This window comes from Mesorhizobium sp. WSM4810 (assembly GCF_055811235.1).
In genome coordinates this window covers 30,456-51,584 of the sequence record NZ_JBVVQV010000016.1, presented here as the reverse complement: position 1 = coordinate 51,584, position 21,129 = coordinate 30,456, and the positions used below count along the sequence as shown (strand labels likewise).

Genomic DNA, 21,129 nt, shown 5'->3' with positions numbered 1-21,129 from the left:
GTCCCAATGGAGCGCGAAGCTGATATGAACAATTCGACTGGCGGCGCCATCGCGGAGCCTGACACTTACGGGTGGCCTCACCTGGCTGCCGTAGATTCTCGCGTTCACGAGCTGCTTTTAAGACAAGAGCGCCAGGAGCGGACGACCCTCAAACTTATCGCCTCCGAGAACTTCGCGTCCTCGGCGGTGTTGGAAGCGACCGGGTCTATTTTCACCAACAAGTATGCCGAGGGATATCCCGGCGCGCGCTACTACGCCGGAAACGAGATCGTCGATGAGCTTGAGAACCTTGCCATCGAGCGATTGAAGGCGCTATTCGGCTGTGAACACGCCAACGTGCAGCCTTATTCCGGCTCGCCGGCCAATCAGGCTGTCTGTCGAGCGCTGTTGTGTCCGGGAGACAAGATGATGGGCTTGACGCTCCCCGGCGGCGGGCATCTGACTCACGGTTGGGTCGTCAACTTCTCCGGCACTGACTATCAGCGAGTTCCGTACGGGCTGCACGACAAGACGCAGCAGATTGACCATGACCGCTTGCGCGAGACGGCCAAACGGGAACGACCGAAGCTCATTTGGGTCGGCGGAACTGCTTATCCGCGTATCTTTGACTATGAGGCAATGGCCGAAATTGCTTCCGAGGTGAACTCCTATCTCGTGGCCGACATCGCCCACATCACCGGCCTCGTTGTCGCAGGAGTGCATCCGAATCCTGTTGGCCATTGCGATGTGGTCACCAGCACCTCTCACAAGTCGATCCGCGGCCCTCGCGGTGGCTTCATCTTGTCAAGGAATGAAGACCGCTATCAGGCGCTCTATCATTCCAAGAGCAAACACAATCTGGCCAAACGCATAGACCGTGCCGTGTTCCCTCTCCTCCAGGGCGGACCGCACATGAATACGATTGCCGCGCTAGCTGTCGCTCTGCAGGAAGCAGGGAACCTGTCCTTCCGTGTGTACGGTCAGCAGATCGTCAAAAATGCCAAGGCGCTGGCCCAGGCGCTTCTACAGCGAGGTTATGAGCTCGTCACGGGGGGCACTGACAATCACATGCTGATCCTTGATCTTCGGGACCGGCCGCTATCCGGGAAAGCCTATGCCGAGCGCTTGTCGCAAGCGGGCATCATTACGAATTTCAACATGGTGCCGGGCGACCGGCGCCATCCCGCGCTCACCAGCGGCATACGCTTAGGTACGCCAGCAGTGACGTCTGTGGGCATGCGCGAGGCGGAAATGGTGCAGATTGCCGCTTTCATCGACCTGGTCTGTCGCCAGCCCGATGATTCGGACGTGCATGCCAGGGTGCGCAGAGACGTTGCCGACTTCTGCGCTGCGTTCGACGTGCCTGGCATCTCCGACAGGTAAGACGGCCAGATCAACTGTCACATCCAATTCCAACGTTTGAAGCGAGGACATTCCATGACCAGACAATTCGTGTTCTCTTCCGAATCCGTCGGCGCGGGACATCCCGACAAGATGGCCGACAATATCTCAGATGGCGTCCTCGATGCGATCCTCCGCAAGGATCCTACGGCTCGTGTTGCTTGTGAAGCGTTGGTGAAGTCAGGGATGGTCGTTCTGGCTGGCGAGATCACCAGCGACGCGCAGATCGACTACAGCCAAGTTGCCCGCGATATCATCTTGGACATTGGATATGACGACGATGCGATCGGCTTTGACGGCCGGCGTTGCGCCGTGATCTTGGCCTTGACCGAGCAGTCGCCTGACATCAGCCAGGGCGTCGACGAGGGACGAGGGCAGGATCTCGAGCAGGGAGCGGGGGATCAGGGCCTCATGTTCGGGTACGCGTGCAACGAGACCGAAACATTGATGCCGTTGCCAATCCAACTCGCTCACGAATTGACAAAAAAACAGGCAGAGGTGCGCCAAACCGGACGCCTTGGCTGGCTTCGCCCGGACGTTAAATCTCAAGTGTCGGTCCGTTATGAGGGTTTGCGCCCGGTAGCGCTTGATACCATAGTCCTGTCGACGCAGCATGACGAGGAGGTCTCACAAGCCACAGTCCGCGAAGGCGTCATTGAGGAGATCATAAGGCCGGTCTTGCCCCACGACTTGGATACGACGGGGATAAGGTTCCTGGTCAATCCAACAGGCCGGTTCGTGGTCGGTGGGCCGCGCGGCGACTGCGGGCTCACCGGACGCAAGATCATCGTCGATTCCTACGGTGGGATGGGGCGTCACGGCGGCGGCGCCTTTTCGGGCAAGGACCCGTCCAAGGTTGATCGCTCGGCCGCCTATGCGGCGCGGTACGTCGCAAAAAATGTCGTTGCAAGCGGCCTTGCGGATGTCTGCGAGGTTCAGCTTGCCTACGCGATCGGTGTGGCCGCGCCGGTGTCTATCCTGATCAATACCTTCGGAACCGCAAAGATCGACGAAAAAAGGATCGAGCGCGTCGTTCTTGAGCTTTTCAATCTCCGACCGAAAGGCATCATCAAGATGCTTGATCTCTTACGCCCAATATACCGCAAGACCGCGACATACGGACACTTCGGCCGCGAAGAGCCGGAGTTCACGTGGGAAAGGACGGACAGAGCTGAGGACCTGCTGCGTGAGGCAGGACCGGCAGCAGCGTGATGCGCCGATGTTGGATGCAGCGGCATACGGCAACTCCATTCCACACCTGCAAAAACCCGCCCGCGCCCGGCGCGGCAGAGGGTGGGTTTTTGGCGGAGATATGAATAGATGCTGGACTATGACGTGCTTTGTATCGGTAATGCCATTGTCGACATCATCGCCCAGTGCGACGAGGCATTCCTTGAGACGAACGGCATCATCAAGGGCGCGATGAATTTGATCGACATGAGGCGCGCCGAGCTGCTCTACAGCCGCATGGGCCCGGCCCTCGAAGCCTCCGGCGGCAGCGCCGGCAACACGGCGGCGGGCGTCGCCAGCTTCGGCGGCCGCGCCGCCTTCTTCGGCAAGGTCTCGAATGACACGCTCGGCGAGATCTACGCCCATGACATGCACGCCCAGGGCGTCGCCTTCGACACCAGGCCGCTCAATGGCGAACCGCCGACGGCGCGCTCGATGATCTTCGTCACGCCGGACGGCGAGCGCTCGATGAACACCTATCTCGGCGCTTGCGTCGAGCTCGGTCCGGAGGATGTCGAGGCGGACAAGGCGTCGGGCGCCGCCGTTACCTATTTCGAGGGCTATCTGTGGGACCCGCCGCGCGCCAAGGAAGCGTTCCGGCAGACGGCGAAGCTCGCCCACGCAGCCGGGCGCGAAGTGTCGATGACATTGTCGGATTCGTTCTGCGTCGACCGCTACCGCGAGGAGTTTCTGGAGCTGATGCGCTCGGGCACCGTCGACATCGTGTTTGCCAACAGCCACGAGATCAAGTCGCTGTACCAGACCGCCTCGTTCGACGAGGCACTGGCGCAGATCCGCACGGATTGCAGGATCGCCGCCGTGACCTGTTCTGAAAAGGGCTCGGTGATCGTGCGCGGCGGCGAGACCGTGGTGATCAAGGCGACCGCGATCAAGGAACTGGTTGACACGACAGGCGCCGGCGATCTCTATGCCGCCGGCTTCCTGCATGGCTACACGCAAGGCCGCGACCTGCAGACCTGCGGCGACCTTGGCTCACTGGCGGCCGGATTGGTGATCCAGCAGATCGGCCCCAGACCCCGGCAGAATTTGCGCCGCGAGGCTGAACAGGCGGGTTCGCTGTAGGGCGGCATTTCCGCCACGTGTTGCCCACCTTCCTGTTGTGCAGGCTGTCCAGACGAGCGCGTGTAAATCGAACGCGTACCAGTCCGAGAAGGATGGCGGTTTTTCTCCAAATTTCTGGTTGTTGAGGCTCAGGAACGTTGTCGCACTTCGGGCCAGTACTGCCCGATCATGAATGGCCAACACGCGCCATTTTTGACGAAGTCGTTTTGGGACGGGATCGTACAAATGGCAGATTGCCCGAGCGGCCAGGCACAGCCTGCGCACACCGGAGAGTGGCGCAGAAGGCTCAGCTCTACGGCGACCTCCGAATTGGGAGCCGCAGGTGAACAGTTCACATAAACACATAAACATTTCTTTATACCTCATTGACAACAAAGCGGGCTGCTGCGATTGTCCGCGTGTCGTGGTTCTCCGCTAGGCGTTGCCGTAGCAGAGCTAAGAGGGAAGCCGGTGCAATGCCGGCGCTGCCCCCGCAACTGTAAGCGGCGAGCCAAACCCATCAATGTCACTGGGGCGAACTGCCCCGGGAAGACGGGGCAGAGGCTGTGACCCGCGAGCCAGGAGACCTGCCACGGTAAACAACGTCCACGGGCGGGGTGTCTGGTGGCCGCGGCAGCTCGGCGTTTATGCCGGCCTGCTAGCGCCTTCCTTGTCCCCGCCGCAACCATCGGGGTATGGAATGAATGTCTCCCAGCAAGTTCCCATAGCAACGCTTGGCATGCCGCGTGTCGGTCGCCGGCGAGAACTGAAATTCGCGCTCGAAAGCTACTGGTCCGGAAAATCTTCTGCTGCCAACCTTCTGTCGACGGCGAAGGCACTCCGTGCCGCCAGCTGGAGCGAGCAGCACGACCGCGGCGTGTCGAAAATCCCGTCGAACGACTTCTCACTGTATGACCATGTGCTCGACACCGCAGCAATGGTCGGCGCCGTGCCAGCTCGTTACGGCTGGACGGGCGGCGAGGTCCCGCTCGACATCTACTTCGCGATGGCGCGCGGGACGCAAGGCGATACTGCGGGTTGTGGACACGCCAGTCACGGGCATGCAGTTCAGGGGCAGCGCGTAACCGCGATGGAAATGACCAAATGGTTCGACACTAACTACCACTACATCGTGCCGGAGCTGAGCCAGGATCAGACATTCGCGCTCTCGTCGACGAACCCAGTCGATCACTTTCTGGAGGCAAAAGAGCTTGGCATCCATACACGCCCGGTCATCCTTGGACCGGTCACCTTCCTCAAGCTGGCGAAGTCTCCCGACCAGGGTTTCGATCCGATAGCGCTCCTACCGCGGCTGCTGCCCGTCTACGAGCAACTCCTGCGGACGCTGGAGCTCTCGGGGGCGGACTGGGTGCAGATTGATGAGCCGGCGCTTGTGCTCGATCTTAACCCGATCGAACGAGCTGCCTTCGAATTCACCTACGGCCAGCTGTCGAAAGCCGCGCCCAAGTTGAAAATTATGCTGGCTACCTATTTCGGGCCGCTCGGGGACAATCTCGAGACCACGCTTTCGCTGCGCCTGGCGGGCCTACATCTCGATCTCGTGCGCGCTCCCGAGCAGTTGGAGACGGTTGGTCGGCTCGCACCGAAGGATCTGGTGCTCTCACTTGGCTTGATCGACGGCCGCAACGTCTGGCGCGCGAACCTGGCTGCCATTCTCGACCGCATCAAGCCGGTCGTTGCCGGCTGGCCGCTGGATCGCGTCGAGATTGCGCCTTCCTGCTCGATGCTTCATGTGCCGATGGACCTGCGGATGGAGACCGCGCTGGATGTGGACGTCAGTTCGTGGCTGGCATTCGCCGCCCAGAAGACTGAAGAGCTGCTCGTGCTGGCCCAAGCCTTATCCGAAGGCAGGGAGGCCGTAGCAGGCTCACTGAAAGCTTCTGCCGAGGCGGCCGCCGCGCGCGCAATGTCTACAAAGGTCCATGATCCGCTCGTCCACGGTCGAATTAGCAGCATTGACGGCGTCATGAAGCAACGAAAGCGCGCATTTGCCAAGCGCTCGAGAGTCCAGGCCGACACGCTCCGCCTGCCGCCGTTCCCGACGACGACCATCGGGTCCTTCCCGCAGACGCACGAGGTGCGCAGGGCGCGCTCCGCTCACGCGAAGGGCCGGCTGAGCTATGTCGACTACCAGGCCTTCCTGAAGAAGGAGACTGAGGCGGCTGTGCGTTGGCAGGAGGAGATCGGGCTGGACGTGCTGGTACACGGCGAGTTCGAACGAAACGACATGGTGCAGCATTTCGGCGAGCAGCTGTCCGGCCTCGCCTTCACCCAGCATGGCTGGGTGCAAAGTTACGGCTCCCGGCTCGTGCGCCCTCCCATCATCTTCGGCGACGTATCGCGGCCCAATCCGATGACGGTCCTCTGGTGGCAATTTGCCCAGTCGCTGACGAAAAAGCCGGTAAAGGGCATGCTCACAGGCCCAGTGACCATTCTTAACTGGTCTTTTGTGCGCGACGACGTACCCCGCGCCGAGGTCTGCCGCCAAATCGCGCTCGCCATCCGCGATGAAGTGGCCGACCTGGAAAGAGCTGGCGCAAGGGTGATCCAGATCGATGAGGCCGCGTTTCGCGAAGGCTTGCCCCTGCGGAAGTCCGACTGGAAACATTATCTCGGCTGGGCTGTCGAATGCTTCCGGCTCGCTTCAACGGGTGTAGCGGACGCGACCCAAATTCACACCCACATGTGCTATTCTGAGTTCAATGAGATCATCGACTCGATCGCTGAACTGGACGCGGACGTGATTTCGATTGAGACGTCGCGCTCCAAAATGGAACTGCTAGACGCCTTCACGAAGTCCAAATATCCGAATGACATCGGTCCTGGCGTCTACGACATTCACTCACCACGTATCCCGGAAGTCGGCGAAATTTTACATCTCGCCCAACTTGCCCGCGCGCGACTGTCGGACGGCCAACTGTGGGTGAATCCGGATTGTGGCCTCAAAACAAGGAAATGGGAGGAGGTCCGGCCTGCCCTCATGAACATGGTCGCTGCCGCATGCGCGCTGCGGGAGAAAGAGCGGGCGCAGGTCGCTGGGCCAGTGTGACCGGCAAACATGTGACCAGCGGGATTCGCGGATCGAATTCAAGGCAGAAGGAACGGCATCGAAAAGCCGCGCACTGCTCGAAGACGCGTGCGAGGCCCCCCACCCTTGTCGTCCAGCCGAAGGTCCGCGCGACGACTCAGCGGCGGGCAGGATCTGGAAGCGCTTCTGGTCGTCCGAAGGACGGATGATTTCGCCACGAAATGAAGGAAGACGGCTTTGTCCATGAGCTGCAGCCTCTCACAGGCGCCAGCGGCCAACAGACACTTCACCGAGGGCCAACGCTTGAGGATGCCGCCTGAGCACCGGCACCATCGAGATAGCGGCCGATCCAGTCGAGTCCGTTACAGCCGGACTCGTCGCTTCGATGACGTAGCTTCGGTTGCACAATGGATGTCCCGGTCGCGGCCCGACGTACGAACCCGGACCTCAGCGCCGACCTAAGGAGACCGACGCACCTTGGGTTGGCCCCTACTGTCGGGTTTGTCGAGTTAGCGACACGGCGATGTTGGGCCCGGCGTGTTGCCGCGCTTTCAGTGAAGCCATTGATAACGTGCAGAACAGTTTTTCTGAGGCGCTTCCTACCCAGTTGGCACGACTCTTGATGTTCTAGTGGTATGGCGGCATACGCGTCCGACCGGTATCACTGATTCATGCTCTTATTCAGCACTAGAATGGGCCAACAATGACGACCGATATCTCAGCCTATGGTGTGACCGAATTGGCTCCCGAAGAAGCATCTGCAATTTCGGGAGGGATGTTTTGGGCAATAGCTTTCGCGATTTTGGGACGTTCGGCCTTGCAGCTGTAAGCATAGGGGCAAAAGTCGCCGACCCAAATCACTGATTCACCCTTACATTTCAAGCTCTAGGAAAGGAGAAAAAAATGAAGACCAATATGCAAGCTTATGGTGTGACCGAGTTAACGCGCGAAGAAGCATGTGCAACGTCGGGAGGGTGGTTCTGGCTGGCGTCGGCAGTATTTAGCGGAGTTGCTGCGTTAGTATTTGGTATAGCAGCCGTGATAACATATGTTAAGCATCATTAAGATCCATAATATTCGCGACTGCTCTGGGGTTGACCTTTGTCATCTCCAGGCAGCTGTGGCCTGGTTTGTCGCGCTGACAGCGTGATGTTCGGCCCGGCGTGCCGCCGCGCTCTCAATTAAGCCGCCGAAACAAAAAAGCATAAGCGCTGTTCCGGAGCTTCCTGTGCAGTTGGCACGACTCTTGATGTTCTCGTTGGACGGCGGCACACGCCGCCGAGCGTGCATTACTGATTCATCGTATTATTTTGAGCTCTGGGAAAGGAGAAAACAAATGAAGGCGGAAATGTCAGCTTATGGTGTGACCGAATTGGTTCCCGAAGAAGCATCTGCAATTTCGGGAGGGATGTTTTGGGCAATAGCTTTCGCGATTTTGGGGACGTTCGGCCTTGCAGCTGTAAGCATAGGGGCAAAAGTCGCCGACCCAAATCACTGATTCACCCTTACATTTCAAGCTCTAAGAAAGGAGAAAAAATGAAGACCAATCTGCAAGCCTATGGTGTGACCGAGTTAACGCGCGAAGAAGCATGTGCAACGTCCGGAGGGTGGTTCTGGCTGGCGTCGGCAGTATTTGGCGGAGTTGCTGCGATAGCACTGGGTATAGCAGCCGTGATAACATATATTAAGCATCATTAAGAAGATCCATAATATTCGCGCCGCCTGGGGTTGACCTCGGTCACCTCCAGGCAGATGTCGCCTGGTTTGTCGTATGCGTGATGTACGGCCGACGCACTCTCAGTTGGGTTTGGAATAAGCTACAGAACGCCTTTTTGGCCTCTATTTGCGTAGTCGGCATGGGTATTGCCGCCTTTAGGCGCGGGGAAGTGCTGCCGAGCTGCAGAATGATCGCCGACTTTCATCGTTGAATTTTGGAAAGGAAAACAATGGATACCGACATATCAGTATACGGCTTGACCGAGTTAACCCGAGAAGCGGGATCATCGACTTCCGGTGGCCCTTGGTTCATAGCCTCAGTTTCTGCTGTAGGATTCGTTGATGTAGTACGCGCCGAAGACATGGTGGATGATTGGCAACATCATAGATCAATATCATTGTGACCAGCGAGACCGTGATCAATATCTCACTTATTCCTGAACTTGCCAACTGCACTGCAGAGAGCATCCTTTCTCGAGGATCAGATAGATCTTTGATCATCTACAAGATTATTTTGCTCTCTGTGGCTGCGGCGCTGGTCTCGCTGCCTTTCATCACAGTAATGGTATCTTTCCAAAGTGCCGGTATTATTCGACCCACCGTCGAGAAGACGCCCCTGGTGGCGCCGGTCTCCGGACGCATCTCCCGCATCCTTGCCGCCGAAAACGATCTGGTTGCTCAGGGGCAAGAGATCCTCGCCCTCGATGATGGGGTGGTTGAGGAAAAGCTCAGGGCGCTTAAAGGCGATATTCGCGCGAAGAGCGATTTTGCCAGTGACCTCGAAACCCTGATCTCCTCCGGCACGCAAGCCAAGGACCCGATCCGCCTCTTAACCGAGTCAGCCACGGCCGAGCGCGCCCATTTCCTCAACCTGCTGCGGGAGAACCGATATGCCCGCGATAATGCGGCCGCGGAACTTGAGCGTGCTAAGCGACTGCTCTCCGCTGCTGTAGCACCGGCAAAGTCCGTTGAGGAAAACGCCTTCGCACTTCAGAATGTCGAGATCCAGGGCGAGATCCTCGCCCGGCGCAAATTGGCCGAATGGAACCAGCAGCTGTTCGACGTTAACCTGCGCCTCCAGGAACTCACGGCCACCGTGCATCAGCTTGAGAGCGAACGGGACCTGACTCTCATTCGAGCCCCCGTATCAGGCGCTCTCGAGCAATTCTCGGGCCTCGCTTCCAGCAGCTACGTCCAGGCCGGGCAAACCGTCGCTTGGGTTTCGCCGGATGGTGAACTGGTGGCGGAAATCTTCGTTTCCCCCAACGACATCGGCTTTGTCCGCCCGGGCCAGTCGGTGCGTCTCCAAGTGGATGCCTTCAACTACAATCAATGGGGTGTCATTGACGCGACGGTGCTCGACGTGGCGCACGACTTCACCCTGCACGACGGGAGACCGGTCTTCAAGGTCCGCTGCGCGCTCTCTCGCCGCCACCTCGCCCTCAAGCACGGGGTCATCGGTAACCTGAAGAAAGGCATGACCGTCCGGGCCCGCTTCCTCCTGGGTGACCGCAGTGTCCTGGGACTCCTGTACAACGAGGCCGACGATTGGCTCAATCCGCTCCTGGCGAGCCACTGATCCTTCATTTTCCAAAAAGTCAGCGAGCCGCTATGTCGAGCAAAGCCATCAAGTTCAAGCAGCGCGACATCACCGATTGCGGGGCCGCCAGCCTTGCTTCTGTCGCGGCCTTCTATGGCTACAAGCTGCCGCTGTCGCGCGTCCGGCAGTATGCCTCGACCGACCGCTCCGGCACTACTGTGCTGGGCCTCATGGAAGCGGCCCGGAAGCTGGGCTTCGTTGCCAAGGGGGTAAAGGGTGGTTTCGACAGCCTATACAAGATCCCCAAGCCCGCCATCGCGCACGTAATCGTCAACGAGGTCCTGCATCACTTCGTCGTAGTCCAGGCGATCAATGCCAGGTGGGTCATCGTCATGGACCCAGCCTATGGTGAAATCCGCAAGCTGGCGCACGAGGAATTCAAAAAGCAATGGACTGGCGCCCTGGTGCTCCTGGTTCCGGCAGACACCTTCAAGCGCCGCGACGAGACCAGCTCACCCCTAGGTCGTTTCGTACGTCTGCTTGCGCCACACAAGGCGGCGATGGCGCAGGCTCTCGCCGGGGCCCTGGTGACGACGATCCTTGGGCTCTCGACGGCCATTTACGTCCAGAAAATCGTCGATCATGTGATTACAGCGGGCAACCGAAATCTGCTCAACCTGATGAGCGTCGCCATGCTGCTGATCTTGATTGTACAGGTCGTAATCAATCTCCTCAGAAACCGGCTCGTCCTGCAAACGGGACAGAAGATCGACGTCCACCTAATCCTTGGCTATTACAATCACATCCTAAGCCTGCCTCAGAAGTTCTTCGACACGATGCGCATGGGCGAAATCATTTCCCGCATGAATGACGCGGTGAAGATCAGGAGCTTCCTGAACGACGTCTCGATCAACATGTTCGTCGACGTGCTAATGATACTGTTCTCGTTAGGACTGATGTTCATCTACTCGTGGAAGATCGCGTTGGTCGTGGCGGCCTCCATCCCGTTGTACCTCTCCGTCTATTGGACCATCAACCGGCTGCATAGGAATCGACAGCGCGCCATGATGGAGAACGCTGCCGAACTTGAAACGCAACTGGTGGAGTCACTCGGAGCTGTCTCCACGATCAAGATCTCCGGCATGGAGAGCTTCGCGAACTTCCAGGTGGAGACCCGCTTCATCAAGATGCTTCATTCCGTCTACAGCTCCGGCCTGATCTCGATCTTTGGAGACAGTACCTCGACTTTCCTCGCAACTCTATTCACCATCGTGCTGCTGTGGTTCGGAACGACGCTTGCCCTCGATCAAACCATCACGCCCGGCGAATTACTGTCCTGCTACACCTTGCTGGGCTATGTCACCCGGCCGGTTGCCAGTCTGATTCAGACCAACCGGATCGTTCAGGATGCTTTTATCGCGGCGGATCGCCTGTTCGAGATCTTCGACCTGGAGCCGGGAAGCGGTGGCGGCATCAATGCCGACAAATCCGACATTGGCGACATCCACCTGGAGAAGGTCACGTTCCGCCATGGTAGCCAGCTCGAGCTTTTCCAGGATCTTAGCGTCACCTTCCGTCAGGGGGAAATGACAGCGGTGGTGGGGGAAAGCGGCTCGGGCAAGAGCACCCTTGCGGCGCTGCTGCAGAATGTCTACCCGCTTGAGGGTGGACACATACGGATAGGCCGCTATGCCCTCCAGGACCTCTCGACCGTATCCCTGCGCAAGGTTGTGGCTGCGGTGCCGCAATCGGTCGACGTGTTCTCGGGCTCGGTGATCGACAACATCGCCCTTGGCGAGTTCGAGCCGGACGTCGAAAAGATTCTCCAAATCTGCGATCAAACAGGGCTGCGGGAGGTGATCGAGCGCTGGCCCGGTGGCTTCCAGGCCTATCTAGGCGAAAGCGGCGTACGCCTCTCCGGAGGCGAGAAGCAGCGCCTTGCGTTGGCTCGGGCTCTGTATCGGGATCCGGAGATCCTGATCCTCGACGAAGCAACCTCCTCTCTCGACTCGGTCGCCGAGGCGTTTGTCCTGCGAGTGGTTGAGGATCTGCGTCGGGGCGGCAAGACCATAGTCATCATCTCTCATCGACTCAGCACCGTCCGTTGCGCCGACAAGATAGTGGTCTTGGACAAGGGGCGGGTTGTTGCGGAGGGAAGGCATGCTGATTTGGTGGCAACTGAAGGCGCTTACGCTCGCTTGTGGCGAGTGCAAACCGAAACCAGCTAACAGCTTCAGGTGAGGACATTGCAGATCCCAAGACCAATCATGGCTTCGCGCTGGTGGGCTCATCAGAACGCCATAGGAGCCGTCGGGAGCGCTGAACCGCCCGTCGGTCGAGCGGTCAAAGAAGATCGGCTCCCGCTAGGCTGTGTAGAAGCGGTGAACCTCCTGCCCTGCCGGTAGCTTCACCAGCTGGGGAAGGCGCCTGCCAGGTCTGCGGGAGGAAGTGGCCCGCTCACGCTCCTTGCTCAGGCTGCCGGCAAGCACGGTGGCGATATGGCGGTCCGTGCGGTCGAGCGGTTGGTCGCACCACACTACGTGTAAGGAGATTCTGATGTCGAACATGATGAAGGCGCTGGTCAAGGCCAAGGCCGAGCCGGGCATCTGGATGGAAGAAGTGCCGGTGCCGGAAATCGGCCCGAACGACGTTCTGATCAAGATCAAGAAGACCGCGATCTGCGGTACCGACGTCCACATCTACAATTGGGACCAGTGGGCGCAGAAGACCGTGCCGGTGCCGATGGTGACCGGCCACGAGTTCGTCGGAACGGTTGCCGATTTCGGCGCCGCGGTCACCGAATACAAGGTCGGCCAGCGCGTATCGGGCGAAGGCCACATCGTCTGTGGCCATTGCCGCAACTGCCGGGCGGGCAGGGGCCACCTGTGCCGCAACACGCTCGGCGTCGGCGTCAACCGGCCCGGCGCCTTCGGTGAATATCTGGCGATACCGCAGCACAACGTCGTGCCGATCCCCGACGACGTGCCCGACGAGATCGCCGCGATCTTCGATCCCTTGGGCAATGCGGTTCACACCGCACTGTCCTTTGATTTGGTCGGCGAGGACGTGCTGGTCACCGGCGCCGGCCCGATCGGCATCATGGGTGCGCTGGTGGCGCAGTGCGTCGGCGCGCGAAAGGTCGTCATCACCGACATCAACCCGGTGCGGCTGGCGCTGGCGAAAAAGCTCGGCGTCCAGCATGTGGTCGACGCGTCGAAGGAAAAGCTGCGCGATATCATGCCGGCGCTCGGCATGACCGAAGGTTTTGACGTCGGCCTCGAAATGTCGGGTGCGGCACCCGCCTTCCGCGACATGATCGACACCATGAACAATGGCGGCAAGATCGCCATTTTGGGCATTGCGCCGACCGGCTTCGAGATCGACTGGAACAAGGTCATCTTCAAGATGCTGCATCTCAAGGGCATTTATGGCCGCGAAATGTTCGAGACCTGGTACAAGATGATCGCGCTGGTGCAGGGTCCGCTGGATGTCAGCGGCCTGATCACGCACCGCATCGGCGTGGACGACTATATTTCCGGCTTCGAGGCGATGAAGAGCGGCAATTCCGGCAAGGTGGTGATGGACTGGCAGGGCGACTGGTCGATGTGACTTTGCGGAGGTGCTGACGGGAACGCCACCCTGGCTGCCGTCGATCTCCCCGCGAGGGGCATCGCTGGTGCAAGGCAGTGGCTCATGCCACCAACATGCGACGCTCAATCGTGCCGCGACGTATCACGGCCCAATCGGACGGCTGCGCTTGTGGCCATTCGCCCAGATCGGTCAAGGAATGCTCATTGGCCCCCGACGCGATCGCCTGTTTTCCCAATGCCTAGGATCGAGGTCGAGGTGTTGTGGGCGTTTCAGTTGGCAAGATGGGATATGTGATCTCCGGTCGCTTTCCGGTCAGCGAATTAAGGTAGGCAACGATCCGATCGATTTCGATTTGCGTTAGCTCTTGGCCAAGCTGGGTGGTGCCCATGATGGCGACGGCCTCGCTCAGGTCCCAGACCTTGCCCGAATGAAAGTATGGCGCGGTGATTGCTACGTTGCGCAGCGACGGCACGCGGAAAACATAGGAATCCTCGGGTACATTGGTGACGGCGAATCGTCCCTTGTCGTTCTCCGGCAGAATGTCGGCGCTAGGCTTCTCAACGAGGCCGAATGGATAATAGCCTTCCCCACCAATATTGACACCGGAATGGCAGGACGAGCAGCCCTTTTCGATAAAAAGGGCCAGGCCCTGTTTCTCTTTGGGACCGATGGCGGTCTCATCGCCATTGAGGAAGGCGTCGAAGGGGGCCGGCGTGACCAGTGTCGCCTCGTAGTCTGCGAGTGCATTGACTAGATTGTCGAGGGTGATGGGATTGGCCTCATCCGGGAAAGCTGAATGGAACAACTCCACATATTGCGGCATCGATTTGAACGTCTCGACCACTCGATGCGGTGTGTTGGCCATTTCGACACCGGCCTGTATCGGCCCTTTGGCCTGAGCTTTCAGGTCTTCGGCGCGACCGTCCCAAAACTGTGATTTGTTGAAGACAGAGTTAAACACCGTCGGCGCGTTGCGCTGCCCCTTCTGCCAACCATGGCCAATCGAAGTTTCACGATTGTCGTCGCCCCCGGTGGCCAGGTTGTGGCACGAGTTGCAGGAGAAAACGCCTGAGGACGAGAGGCGTGGATCGAAGAACAGTGCCTTGCCGAGGGCAATCCTGTCCGGCGTGCTCGGGTTGTTGGCGAGCGCCGGCGTGAATGGCAAGGGCTTGAAGGTGGCCAGTGCCGTTTCTCTGAGGTCTGGCGGAATGGACTGCGCAGCAAAAGCTGTGGCTGCCACAAGCGCAACAGCCACCGCAGGGAATAGAATTTTCATAAATGGAGTCCTTACGATGTGCACGGAAACCATTCTCCACATGCGGCCTGCGAACGCCCTGCGCTAGATCAGCGGATCGAGGGAATCGTGCCTGTCGACCAAGCCAATCGAGCGGCGGAGACATTGACTGCGATTCATCGCCCGACGGCGGATTCAATGGTGGCGCGCGCGCAGTCGCTGTTTGTTCGCCTGAGGGTTTGGTCGGTTCTGTGGCCTGTCGCCACATGCTGGCGCAACGCCAGCCTGTTTCATACGCGCAAGCTTTTCTGCCCCCATCGAGTGCACGGCTCATGGTTTACAAGCTTTCTGCGTCTTCCCTCTGCAATTCAGACGGACGAGATCGGAACGGAAAGGCGGACACTGGCGCAGTTATGGGACAGCGACTACCAGGCAGATCAGTGTCACGACCGCGTGATGTGGTGCTATAGACCTCAATCTTGGACGAGCAACGAACAATCCTGTCGTGACATTTGTTGCTTTCACCGGAAATCACCACTAGAAGCGACGCTCCGCAGACCAATCCACCGGAGAGTTTCATGCCAGAAGAAGACTTCAAAAACATCGACAACCTCATCCAGCTTACCACAGATGTTGTCTCAGCCTATGTTTCCAACAATCCCGTTCCGGTGGGGGACCTTTCAGCCCTGATCGGCCAAGTGCACGAAGCTTTGAAGGGCACGGCGGCCGGTCGCGTCTCGGCACAAGAGCCGACGGTGTTGACGCCGGCGGTCCCGATCAGAAAATCGGTGACGCCGGACTACATTGTCTCCCTTGAGGATGGGAAGAAATTCAAATCGCTAAAGCGTCATCTGTCGACCCATTACGGGCTGAGCCCTAATGAATATCGCGCCAAATGGGGTCTGCCGGCGGACTATCCCATGGTCGCGCCGAACTATGCGGCTGCCCGCTCTGCGTTGGCCAAGACAATGGGACTCGGCCGCAAACCGAAAGAGCCTGAAGTCTCGGCGCCGGAGAAGCGGTCCAGAAAGAAGGTACCAGCGTGACTTCTTCCTCATCCAGACCCGCTGTGGGGCTGGCGGCTCGATCGGCATGATGTGAGCGAAACATCGAAAGGCGGGATCAAATCCCGCCTTTTCCTTGCACGGTGTGATTACACGGCGCGAAGCGGAATGGAATTGACATAGCGCAGAGACACAGGAGATCGCAGGGGTAAAAGGAGGACAGTTGTCAACTTGGGAGGGAAACTGTTGCAGACTTCTATCCTGAAAGAACATCGCGAGGCTCTCCTGCCTTGGTACACCATCTATCCGACTGTGCCGGAGTTCTCCGCAGCGGTCGGCGCAGAAAGCTATGAGGAATGGCTAAGAGGTCTGCCGGCTGACGATCCGGTGTCGCTCTATCTCCACATTCCGTTCTGCCGATCGATTTGCTGGTATTGCGGCTTTCCGACCACGATTGCCCGCAACCATGGTCCGATCCTCGACTATGTGGCCGATCTGCGTGACGAGATCCGTTTGGTCTCGGAGCAAGTGCCGCAGAGGCTCGTCGTGAACGACGTGCATTTCGGCGGTGGAACCCCGACCCTGATCGGGGCAGCGGAATTCTTGGCCATGATCGAACTCCTGCGCCGCCGCTTCGCGTTCAGGGAGCCCGCTACGATCGCCGTCGAAATTGACCCGCGCACGTTCACGCGCGAGATCGCCGAGGCACTGGGAGCAGCCAATGTGAGCCGCGCGAGTCTCGGGGTGCAGAGTTTTGATCCAATTGTTCAGAAAGCGATCAACCGGGTCCAGAGCGAGGCGCAGACGGCCGCTGCCGTCGAAGAGCTGCGCCGGCATGGAGTAAGCGGCATCAACGTCGATCTCATGTTCGGTCTCCCGAATCAGACGGTAGAGTCCTGCGTCCAGACTGCGGCGGCAACCGCCGCCATGCGTCCCAACCGGCTTGCGGTGTTCGGCTACGCGCATATTCCATCGGTGATCAAGAATCAGCGCCTGATCGAGAAGACTGCGCTGCCGGACAGCGTCGCCCGCGCCGAACAGGCTGCGGCCGTGGCAGATACGCTGGTTGCGGCCGGCTACCGAGAGATCGGCCTCGACCATTTCGCCTTGCCGGACGACGAACTTACGCTGGCGCAGACCCGCGGTCGGCTACGCCGTAACTCGCTGGGTTACTCGGCCGACACCTGCAAAACCGTGATCGGTTTCGGCGCGTCGGCTATCGGGCGGGTCGGCGATGGTTACGTCCAGAACGAGGTGACACACGAGTCCTACAGCCGGCACATAGCAGGGGGCCGTCTGGCAACGTCAAAAGGCTACCGGCTCACAGACGAAGACCGCGTGCGAGCCGCAATCATCGAGCGGCTGATGTGCGATTTGGAGGCCGATGTGCCGGCAATCTGTGCGGCCTATGGATTCGATCCAATCCGCTTTCTCGATTCAACTGAACGCCTGGCGAAGCTGGCCGAGGACGGGGTAGTTGACATCGAAAACGGTCTCATCCGGGTGCGGCAAGAGCATCGCTTCGTGATTCGCGCTGTTGCGGCCGCATTCGATGCTTTTCTCGACCGGGTTGTCCCATAAAGCACAGCCAAGCAGCGTGAGGGGCGCCAAAGCGATAAGCTCGTGCCAAACGGCACGCTCGTAAAAATGCCGCAGGCCCCGGTCACGGCGCCCCTGCGCGGATTGAAGTGTTGGACCTTCCCGAATGGACGAGCGTGCCGCCCACAACGCGTCACAGTCATACAACGGTCACTGGTTTTGTGAGATGCCCGGCCGGTCGACATCTGTGCCTATGAATACTACCGTTTCGCAGGCAAGAAACTGGCGGAACGACAAGATCGTCGGCGCGATGATCTCGTCCATCGCTCGCGCATTACGTGTACATCGCATCAAGTTCGATGCGGCAGGCTTTTATTCGTCAGTGATAAGATCAACAGTTTTGGGGTTATGGACGGAAACTAGCCTAGCCTAGCCACAACTAATAGCGACGTGGGTACGATCCGAGAATTCTCAGGCCATCAATCTCCGCCAACGCGGCCAGCGCCGGGTGCGTCAAAACGTGTCCAGCGACATCGATGACATACTGATGGGTGTCTAGCCGCTCGCAGGTCGGACGCTGATAGACATTGAGAACGGCTAAATTGTCATTCGAGAACCTGTTCAGGACACAACCGAGATTTTCCTCTGAAACGCGGAGGTGAAGTGTCGTCCGGTCAAATCCTGTCGGCGCAGGGGTCCTGTGCCCGAGCACCCACCACCGCGTAACGTTATGCAGCCCTTCTTCAATTCCTGTTCGCAATATCTGCAGATTGTACAGCTTGGCACCAAGCGCAGGACCAAATGCCGCTATCGAGGGAGATTTTTGCTTAGCGACGAAAGATGTCGCTCCCGTACAGCTCTCTCGCTCGACATTGGGCATGTTCTCGTCGAGCCACCCGGCCACCTCCTGCAAGGCCACGGGGTGGCCCACCACCTTAGCGATCATCGAGAAACTCGCATCCTTGCTGGCCATGAGGCTGTAGCTCAGGACCTTCGGGTACTCGGCGATAATCGTGGGAGACCTCAAGCTCAAGACTTGGTCGAGGTAGGGAGTGGCTCCGACCAGAGAGGTCGTAGCTGGGACGCATGCAACATCGACGCAGCCATTCTCATATGCTTCGAACAATCCGTCGCTGAACGGAACGAGTTCAACTTGGTCACCAAAGAGGTCCAGCGAGGCTTGATGGGTCCAGGTCCCCTCAGGGCCAATGTACCCTGCCCGCTTGATCCAGGAGGTGTCGATCGCTGGAGGCTGGCTGAATTGCTCGTTCATTTCCCCGGCACGCTCGATCGAGAATGCGATAAGCATCTGCTGCAGAAATTAAGAGGGCTGGGACCCGCCCCTCTTCGCTTGCAACATCGTGTGGCAGTAGAATTTAGCAGCTTGCTACAATCCGCTGCCCCAGTCGGCCGGGATCCGTGTTCTTGCCCGCTCCTATGGCGCGGTCAGTGGCACTTCTGCCCGGCTCTTGCCGGGCAGAAGCAGAAAAAGGTCAGCCAGCTTTGCTGAGACTGCCAGCGGATGATTTGCCAGTACGGCGGTCCTGTTCGACCTCGTAGTTGATCTTCTGGCCCTCATTAAGGGTCGAGAGGCCTGCTCGTTCGACAGCGGAAATGTGGACGAAAACGTCCTGACCTCCGTTGTCAGGCTGGATAAAACCGAATCCCTTAGTGCTGTTGAACCACTTCACCGTTCCAGTCGCCATAGTGTATTCCTTTGTAACCATTCAATGTAGGCAGGCCATAAGCCAGGTCCGCTTCATATCCGAGACTTTAGGGCAGCAAAAGCTAAAATAGCAAAAGCCCGGTCAAATCGCTAAAGCGGCTCGCAAGCTCCATCATGACCGCCTGTCGCGGACAGCGTCTCCCGCGCTGGCGCTTCAAATGGCAAACACAAGTTCTGAAACGCTCCGGTAAATTCCAGAACCGCGTCTATCGCTGGTTTGGAGTCCTGTTAGGGACCTGCGATCGGCCGATGTGAGAAGAGTACGCGGACCAGCAACTACGGGCGCGCGCTAACGCCACCATCTTCGCCGCAGTCCTAAGGGTATTTCACCTAGCCACCTCTTTAAGCGGCAAGGCTCCCCAGTCGGCGGTGTCTGACGTCGGACAATGTCGGAGGTAGGCAACACAGAGTCCGTTGAATCGCATCGCCGAAACGGCTTTCTCATCTGGCACGGTTCCTGCGGGGTCATGCAAAACGCGCAGGAGAGTCGTCCCATGATCCCCACACAGAAAAATGCCGCCCCACCTTTCGCCGACCTACTCAAAACTGACATCCCAGCCGGGCCTGGCAGCATTGTGAGGGCTCGTCTGGACCGGCGCTGCCCACGGATCCACCTTCTCCCAGTGGGGGCGACAGGGACGCAGCACCTTCAAATTGAGGGACAACTCACTTCCCTGCGAACCTTGTCCATCGCCCGGTCACCACAACCGAAGCCACCGTCTGCTTGGCTGCGGGGCGCACTTTTTGCGACCGCGCTGGCATTTCTGACGACCGCGCCGTCTCCGGCGGCCGCCTATGACATAGCGAATTTCCTGCTCGACAACGGCATGGAGGTGGTCGTCATACCCGATCACCGCGCGCCCATCGTCACCCATATGGTGTGGTACAAGGTCGGCAGTGCCGACGAACCTCCGGGCAAATCCGGCATCGCGCATTTCTTCGAGCATCTGATGTTCAAAGGGACGGCCAATCACGGCGCCGGCGAGTTGGACCGCGCGGTGGCGGAGATCGGGGGCTCGCTAAACGCCTTCACCTCTTACGATTATACTGCCTTCTACGAAAGAGTGGCGCCCTCGGCAGTGGAGCAGATGATGAGCTTCGAGGCTGATCGCATGCGCAATCTCACCCTCACGGATGACGTCATCAACACCGAGCGGGACGTGGTCCGCGAGGAGCGTCGCTTGAGGGTCGACAACAATCCGGAGGCGCTTCTCGATGAGGAGGTCGTCACGACGCTCTGGCAGAGCCAACCCTACCGGATCCCGGTGATCGGCTGGATGCACGAGATCGAGAAGCTGGACCGCAACGACGCCGTGGCTTTTTATGACAAGTACTGGCCGAACAACGCCGTGCTGGTGGTGGCAGGCGACGTCGAGCCCGAGGCCGTGAAGGCGCTGGCCGAGAAGACCTATGGCAAGGTCCCGCGTGGACCAGATCTGCCGCCACGCGAACGCCCGTCTGAGCCGGTGCAGAACACCAGGCGCACATTGACGCTAAGGGATGGCCGCGTTTCGGTCCCCATCTTTTCCAGATATTGGGTGGTGCCGTCCTATCGCACCGCCGAGCCCGGCGAAGCCGAGGCGCTGGACCTGCTGGCACAGATTCTCGCCGGGGGCAACCGCAGCCGGCTGTACCAGGAGCTCGTTGTGAAGCAGGGCATAGCCGCAGCGGCCGACGCTGATTTCGATGGCACCATGCTGGATGCTGGCAAGTTCAGCATCCGTGGCTGGCCGCGCGGCAAGGCGAAGCTTGCGGATGTCGAGGCCGCAGTCGACGCCGAGATAGCGAGCATCGCCAGGAACGGCATCACCAGCGACGAACTGGAGAAGACGAAAAACCGCTATATCCGCTCGTTCATCTTCGCCCATGACGAGCAGGTCTCCGTCGCTGGCATGTATGGCGCCACGCTTGCCACAGGCGGCAATGTGAAAGACGTCGAGGAATGGCCGGACCGCATCCGCAAGGTCACGGCCGATCAGGTTAAGGCCGTTGCCGCCCGCTACCTCGTGTCCGACCATTCGACCACCGGCTATCTCCTGCCCAAGGAAAATTGATATG

At 59.1% G+C, this 21,129-nt stretch carries 16 protein-coding genes and 1 riboswitch; of the genes, 13 read left to right on the top strand and 3 right to left on the bottom strand.

From position 1 onward, the window contains the following. The first annotated feature begins 24 nt into the window (after window positions 1-24). From AC0L3O_RS22050 to tdh, 10 genes are all read left to right on the top strand, one after another. Window positions 25-1,362: a serine hydroxymethyltransferase gene (locus tag AC0L3O_RS22050; RefSeq protein ID WP_473616642.1), complete on the top strand. Its 1,338-nt coding sequence runs from the start codon at window positions 25-27 to the stop codon at window positions 1,360-1,362. Between the two features lie 54 nt (window positions 1,363-1,416). Further along, window positions 1,417-2,592, top strand: a complete 1,176-nt coding sequence (gene metK, locus AC0L3O_RS22045) for a methionine adenosyltransferase (RefSeq protein WP_065010977.1) — start codon at window positions 1,417-1,419, stop codon at window positions 2,590-2,592. A 108-nt stretch (window positions 2,593-2,700) separates the two neighbouring features. Beyond that, window positions 2,701-3,693, top strand: a complete 993-nt coding sequence (locus AC0L3O_RS22040; RefSeq protein WP_473616580.1) for an adenosine kinase — start codon at window positions 2,701-2,703, stop codon at window positions 3,691-3,693. A gap of 387 nt (window positions 3,694-4,080) precedes the next feature. Further along, a riboswitch (cobalamin riboswitch) is annotated at window positions 4,081-4,281 on the top strand. Between the two features lie 115 nt (window positions 4,282-4,396). After that, window positions 4,397-6,742 carry a 5-methyltetrahydropteroyltriglutamate--homocysteine S-methyltransferase gene (metE, locus tag AC0L3O_RS22035; RefSeq protein ID WP_473513502.1) on the top strand — a complete coding sequence of 782 codons (2,346 nt, stop codon included), beginning with the start codon at window positions 4,397-4,399 and terminating at the stop codon, window positions 6,740-6,742. A gap of 882 nt (window positions 6,743-7,624) precedes the next feature. Continuing rightward, window positions 7,625-7,786 (top strand): hypothetical protein, encoded by a 162-nt coding sequence (locus AC0L3O_RS22030; RefSeq protein ID WP_156768248.1) that lies wholly within the window; start codon window positions 7,625-7,627, stop codon window positions 7,784-7,786. Between the two features lie 271 nt (window positions 7,787-8,057). Next, window positions 8,058-8,219 (top strand): hypothetical protein, encoded by a 162-nt coding sequence (locus tag AC0L3O_RS22025; RefSeq protein ID WP_163603080.1) that lies wholly within the window; start codon window positions 8,058-8,060, stop codon window positions 8,217-8,219. Window positions 8,220-8,257: 38 nt separating this feature from the next. Next, window positions 8,258-8,419 carry a hypothetical protein gene (locus tag AC0L3O_RS22020; RefSeq protein WP_156768246.1) on the top strand — a complete coding sequence of 54 codons (162 nt, stop codon included), beginning with the start codon at window positions 8,258-8,260 and terminating at the stop codon, window positions 8,417-8,419. A gap of 511 nt (window positions 8,420-8,930) precedes the next feature. Further along, complete coding sequence (locus AC0L3O_RS22015; RefSeq protein ID WP_065007344.1) at window positions 8,931-10,016, top strand: HlyD family secretion protein; 1,086 nt, start codon at window positions 8,931-8,933, stop codon at window positions 10,014-10,016. 32 nt (window positions 10,017-10,048) lie between these two features. Further along, window positions 10,049-12,205: a peptidase domain-containing ABC transporter gene (locus AC0L3O_RS22010; RefSeq protein WP_473616579.1), complete on the top strand. Its 2,157-nt coding sequence runs from the start codon at window positions 10,049-10,051 to the stop codon at window positions 12,203-12,205. Between the two features lie 328 nt (window positions 12,206-12,533). Further along, window positions 12,534-13,586, top strand: a complete 1,053-nt coding sequence (gene tdh, locus AC0L3O_RS22005; protein WP_473616578.1) for an L-threonine 3-dehydrogenase — start codon at window positions 12,534-12,536, stop codon at window positions 13,584-13,586. Window positions 13,587-13,806: 220 nt separating this feature from the next. On the opposite strand, the gene AC0L3O_RS22000 is transcribed toward tdh, so the two are convergent. Next, window positions 13,807-14,844 carry a cytochrome-c peroxidase gene (locus tag AC0L3O_RS22000; RefSeq protein WP_095780368.1) on the bottom strand — a complete coding sequence of 346 codons (1,038 nt, stop codon included), beginning with the start codon at window positions 14,842-14,844 and terminating at the stop codon, window positions 13,807-13,809. A 536-nt stretch (window positions 14,845-15,380) separates the two neighbouring features. Between AC0L3O_RS22000 and AC0L3O_RS21995 the strand changes: the two genes are divergently transcribed. Together AC0L3O_RS21995 and hemN are read left to right on the top strand one after the other, a co-directional pair. After that, window positions 15,381-15,848 carry a Ros/MucR family transcriptional regulator gene (locus AC0L3O_RS21995; protein ID WP_065011147.1) on the top strand — a complete coding sequence of 156 codons (468 nt, stop codon included), beginning with the start codon at window positions 15,381-15,383 and terminating at the stop codon, window positions 15,846-15,848. 204 nt (window positions 15,849-16,052) lie between these two features. Next, window positions 16,053-17,387, top strand: a complete 1,335-nt coding sequence (gene hemN / locus AC0L3O_RS21990; protein ID WP_473513504.1) for an oxygen-independent coproporphyrinogen III oxidase — start codon at window positions 16,053-16,055, stop codon at window positions 17,385-17,387. Window positions 17,388-17,784: 397 nt separating this feature from the next. Here hemN and AC0L3O_RS21985 read toward each other — a convergent pair whose 3' ends face one another. Together AC0L3O_RS21985 and AC0L3O_RS21980 are read right to left on the bottom strand one after the other, a co-directional pair. Beyond that, entirely contained in the window at window positions 17,785-18,654 is an 870-nt protein-coding gene (locus AC0L3O_RS21985) for a prephenate dehydratase (protein WP_473616577.1), read from the bottom strand. Window positions 18,655-18,838: 184 nt separating this feature from the next. Beyond that, window positions 18,839-19,051: a cold-shock protein gene (locus AC0L3O_RS21980; protein ID WP_008874821.1), complete on the bottom strand. Its 213-nt coding sequence runs from the start codon at window positions 19,049-19,051 to the stop codon at window positions 18,839-18,841. A 514-nt stretch (window positions 19,052-19,565) separates the two neighbouring features. On the opposite strand from AC0L3O_RS21980, the gene AC0L3O_RS21975 reads away from it, so the two are divergent. Continuing rightward, the gene (locus AC0L3O_RS21975; RefSeq protein WP_473616575.1) at window positions 19,566-21,125 is read left to right on the top strand and encodes a M16 family metallopeptidase; all 1,560 of its coding nucleotides are present in this window, start codon (window positions 19,566-19,568) and stop codon (window positions 21,123-21,125) included. The last annotated feature ends 4 nt before the right edge of the window (window positions 21,126-21,129 follow it).

Coding starts and splice junctions, on each gene's coding strand:
- metK (WP_065010977.1), top strand. CDS start 1,417: ATGACCAGACAATTCGTGTTCTCTTCCGAATCCGTCGGCGCGGGACAT.
- AC0L3O_RS22000 (WP_095780368.1), bottom strand. CDS start 14,844: ATGAAAATTCTATTCCCTGCGGTGGCTGTTGCGCTTGTGGCAGCCACA.
- AC0L3O_RS22020 (WP_156768246.1), top strand. CDS start 8,258: ATGAAGACCAATCTGCAAGCCTATGGTGTGACCGAGTTAACGCGCGAA.
- AC0L3O_RS21995 (WP_065011147.1), top strand. CDS start 15,381: ATGCCAGAAGAAGACTTCAAAAACATCGACAACCTCATCCAGCTTACC.
- AC0L3O_RS22030 (WP_156768248.1), top strand. CDS start 7,625: ATGAAGACCAATATGCAAGCTTATGGTGTGACCGAGTTAACGCGCGAA.
- AC0L3O_RS22010 (WP_473616579.1), top strand. CDS start 10,049: ATGTCGAGCAAAGCCATCAAGTTCAAGCAGCGCGACATCACCGATTGC.
- AC0L3O_RS21975 (WP_473616575.1), top strand. CDS start 19,566: ATGATCCCCACACAGAAAAATGCCGCCCCACCTTTCGCCGACCTACTC.
- tdh (WP_473616578.1), top strand. CDS start 12,534: ATGTCGAACATGATGAAGGCGCTGGTCAAGGCCAAGGCCGAGCCGGGC.
- AC0L3O_RS22040 (WP_473616580.1), top strand. CDS start 2,701: ATGCTGGACTATGACGTGCTTTGTATCGGTAATGCCATTGTCGACATC.
- AC0L3O_RS22050 (WP_473616642.1), top strand. CDS start 25: ATGAACAATTCGACTGGCGGCGCCATCGCGGAGCCTGACACTTACGGG.
- AC0L3O_RS21985 (WP_473616577.1), bottom strand. CDS start 18,654: ATGCTTATCGCATTCTCGATCGAGCGTGCCGGGGAAATGAACGAGCAA.
- AC0L3O_RS22025 (WP_163603080.1), top strand. CDS start 8,058: ATGAAGGCGGAAATGTCAGCTTATGGTGTGACCGAATTGGTTCCCGAA.
- AC0L3O_RS21980 (WP_008874821.1), bottom strand. CDS start 19,051: ATGGCGACTGGAACGGTGAAGTGGTTCAACAGCACTAAGGGATTCGGT.